We start from the raw sequence: 3490 nt of genomic DNA, 5'->3' as shown, positions 1-3490 counted from the left end.
TTTTGAATACTTTCCAGCATCAATCTCCGCAGCATCCAATTACGGCTTGCCATCGCGGTAGGCTGTGACGCCATTGGGACCAGCGCGTCCATGTAATCGGGATATTTCTCCCCCCAGAGCCACGTTTCCATTCCGCCCATCGAATTACCGATGATAAGCCTGACATGGCGGAGTCCGAGACCTTCGGACAGCAGGCGGTATTCTGCGTCGACTATGTCTGCATAATCGTAGTGCGGTAACTTGGCCTTTAAGCCATCGGACGGCTTCGAGCTTCCTCCATGGCCAACTGCATCTGGAATGATGATGTAGTATTTTGCGGCGTCGAAGGGCTGGCCGGGGCCAAACAGCTCGCCCGCGAACGCGGGCGTCAGCATGCTTTTCGCCGAGCCGCCACTGCCGTGTAGGACGACAACCGGTATTCCCCCTGGTTTCCCTATCGTGGTGTAATGCAGCTTGAGCGCAGGCATCACCTCGCCTGTATGAAACTTAAAGTCGCGTGCTATCCACTGGGCTTGCTTGGGCACGGGATAATCTTCGGCCGCGGCGACAGAAGGTGCCATTAGCGCCAGGAATAAAATTGCTCTCCAGAGATTCATGCAGTCCTCCCAAGATCCGTGTCGTTCAATTTATAAATTAGCTCCGATTTTATACTGCTATTTGCCTGTCCCGAAAGACGGAAAACCCTGTATGAGCATCGGCAGGTGCTGGAGAATGAGATGGGGATAACCGGCGGGAGGTGGCGGCGCGCCGCGTTATCCTGAAGCCATGAGCAGCGAACAGCCGCGAACGGACGCGAACAGTCGCGACCGTTCGCCGGACCACCAGTACACTCTCTCTATCGACCAAACCGCCGAACTGTACGCCAAGGCCGGCCATCCCCGGACGCAGCGGGCAATCCGAAAATACTGTGCCCTGTCAAAGCTCGATTGCCACAAGGTCGAGACTGAGACCGACGAAAAATACTTGGTCGCGCCCTACTCCGTGGAGCGCCACATCGCCTACATCAATGAGGTGCGAACAGTCGCGAATAGTCGCGACCAGTCGCCGCACACAGTCGGAGCCTCCGCTTCAGACCGGGGAAGCAACTTATCCAATTCCGGAAATGAATAGGTCAGGCCCCACAAAAGTATGAATCCAGGCAACCAAAATGCGATGACGACGCCGAACTTTTTGTCGATTACATCGCTCTTCTCGGCCATCCCCTCCCCCACAGCCGCCAGACGCGACTTAAGCATCCGCAATCAAGGGTTCCAAGTCAACCGCTTCGCAACCCTATCGAATATTGTTATTACCGACTGACACTTTCTGTATGGAAGGAGTCGGGGTTAACCGGATGCCCGTCGTTCTCGACGAAGCGGGCTGGCCGAAGTGGCTCGGCGAAGAGCCGGCAAGCGAAGATGAGTTGCTGGCGCTGCTCAAGCCGTGCCCGGACGAGGTCTTGAAAATCTGGCCGGTGGACAAGATGGTCGGCAACGTGCGTAACAACGGCGCAGAGTTGCTGAAACCAGTTCAGCCCGCATTGCTGTAACTGTCAGCGCGAACCGCAATTTGCCAGTGGCCATCCTCGTTGCGGAAGATGCCCCAGCGAGAACACGCGTTATGAGATGCTGCCGAGGAATAAAATGAAGAAGGGATAACGGATGGCCGAAGAGGCTTCCGCCTCCGTAAAGCTGCTCCCGCATGCGAACTTCGGCTGAAACAGAATGGCCGATTCTGTTTCAAAGTCGGCTTTTCGCCTAATGGCAGAGGGCGCCGTTACCGTGTGAATGCCGTGCGATTCGCACGGAAATTGCTGGAAACTGGTGCGCTCGGAGAGATTCGAACTCCCGACCCTCAGATTCGAAGTCTGATGCCCATCAGACCGTCAAACTCGAATGTAAACCATCGTTCACTATCATCGCATCCTTCGTCGTCATTTCGTTTTCTCGAACCACCGTCCCTAAGCGAGCTACTCCGTTGCAGAATGACGCCCAGGTGTCCATCAGGCGGCGGCGTTTTTCAAACAAGTCTCCGCGACGGTAAGCTGCCTCCGTCTTGCTGTCGATCGCATGCGCCAGCGCCATTTCGACCATTTCACCGGCGAAGTTGGTCCTTTCGGAAGCCCAATCTCGAAACGTCGACCGAAACCCGTGCACGGTCAGATCATCGCGTCCCATGCGCTGCAGCAGCATCAGCATCGCCATATTGCTCAGCGGCTGCCCTGGTCGTCCCCCGGGGAAGACGAACGCGTCCTCAGCTGAGGCTTGCGTCGCGATAAGTTCAAGCGCCCGGTCAGAGAGCGGCACCCGATGCTCTTTGCTGGCTTTCATGCGTTCGGCAGGAACAGTCCAGAGTTTTTCGCGTGGACTGAACTCCGAGCGGCGTGCCCCGATCGTCTCCCCGGTACGGGCTGCAGTTAGAATCGTAAATTCAAGCGCGCGCGCCGCGACTCCATCCTGCGCGCGCAATGCAGCCAGGAACGCCGGCAACTCGGCATAAGGCAGGGCGCTGTGATGCTTGATTTTGCGTACCTTGGCCCGTGAGGGCAGTAGCTTGTCGAGATGTCCGCGCCAGCGCGCGGGGTTTTCGCCCTGGCGATAACCGCGCGCGGTTGCCCAATCGAGCACCGACTCAATCCGTCCACGTAGCCGGTTCGCAGTCTCCGGCTTTTGTGCCCATATGGGCTCGATCACCGTCATGATGAGCGTGGTGTCGATGGCTTGCAGCGAGATCTCACCCAGCACCGGATACGCATAGGTCTTCAGCGTCGCCGCCCATTGCGCGGCGTGCTTGTCGTTTTTCCAGGCCACACGGTGCGAACCCATGTAGCTCGCGGCCGCCTGGTTAAACGTCAGCGCCTTGGCCCGTGCCATAGCGGCTTGCCGCCGCGCCGCCTCGCGCGCCGCGATCGGATCGATCTCCTGTTCACGAAGCTTCCGGCATTCCAGGGCGCGATCGCGTGCTTCCTTCAGCGACACCGTAATGCATGAGCCCAGTCCCATCTCGCGGGCTCGCCCCTTCACTTTGTTGGTTGCCGCATCACGGACGAAATCGCCCGTGGCCGGATCGCGCTCAGCGATCCAGAAGCGGAAGATCCACGACTTGGAGCCGCGCGCGGTGATCTGCAGATAAAGACCGCCGCCGTCGCCATAGAGCCCGGGGCGTTTGGCTTGCGCCACCTTCAGCGCGGTGAGTTTTCCAAGAACCAGCATCGAAGTGTCCGTCTAACTCCTACCCATGTCCTGACCCACAACCAGTTGTGGGTAGCGGGCGAACGGCCGCGAACGCAGCCGAGCCACGTTAGCGCAAAATAACTAGCGTTTAAAGGGCGTTAGCGGACGTTGGCGAACAAAGGCGAACGCCGTCCTGGCGGAGGGAGTGGGATTCGAACCCACGATACGGTTTCCCGTATACACGCTTTCCAAGCGAGCGCCTTCAGCCACTCGGCCATCCCTCCGGCGCGTGGCGCGCACTATAGCGGCCGAATTCCGACTGACAACCAAGGGGATAG

Annotated in this window: 4 protein-coding genes and 1 tRNA gene; 1 reads left to right on the top strand and 4 read right to left on the bottom strand. The window is 58.4% G+C overall.

Going from position 1 to position 3490, the window contains the following annotated elements:
• On the bottom strand, nucleotides 1-596 hold a 596-nt coding region (locus tag WB528_RS01915; RefSeq protein ID WP_423886738.1), incomplete at its 3' end, for an alpha/beta fold hydrolase.
• 402 nt (nucleotides 597-998) lie between these two features.
• Nucleotides 999-1199 carry a hypothetical protein gene (locus tag WB528_RS01910; protein WP_423886737.1) on the bottom strand — a complete coding sequence of 67 codons (201 nt, stop codon included), beginning with the start codon at nucleotides 1197-1199 and terminating at the stop codon, nucleotides 999-1001.
• A 134-nt stretch (nucleotides 1200-1333) separates the two neighbouring features.
• On the opposite strand from WB528_RS01910, the gene WB528_RS01905 reads away from it, so the two are divergent.
• On the top strand, nucleotides 1334-1528 hold the full coding sequence (locus WB528_RS01905) for an SOS response-associated peptidase family protein (RefSeq protein ID WP_423886736.1): 195 nt from the start codon (nucleotides 1334-1336) through the stop codon (nucleotides 1526-1528).
• 328 nt (nucleotides 1529-1856) lie between these two features.
• On the opposite strand, the gene WB528_RS01900 is transcribed toward WB528_RS01905, so the two are convergent.
• Both WB528_RS01900 and WB528_RS01895 read right to left on the bottom strand, forming a co-directional pair.
• Complete coding sequence (locus WB528_RS01900; protein WP_423886735.1) at nucleotides 1857-3191, bottom strand: tyrosine-type recombinase/integrase; 1335 nt, start codon at nucleotides 3189-3191, stop codon at nucleotides 1857-1859.
• Between the two features lie 155 nt (nucleotides 3192-3346).
• A tRNA-Ser gene (locus WB528_RS01895) sits at nucleotides 3347-3436 on the bottom strand.
• Nucleotides 3437-3490: the final 54 nt, after the last annotated feature.

Origin of the sequence: Bradyrhizobium sp. (genome assembly GCF_049586575.1) — a bacterium.
GTDB lineage: Bacteria > Pseudomonadota > Alphaproteobacteria > Rhizobiales > Xanthobacteraceae > Bradyrhizobium.
Note: the sequence above shows the minus strand (reverse complement) of the source record. Positions and strands in the feature narration are given on the sequence as shown.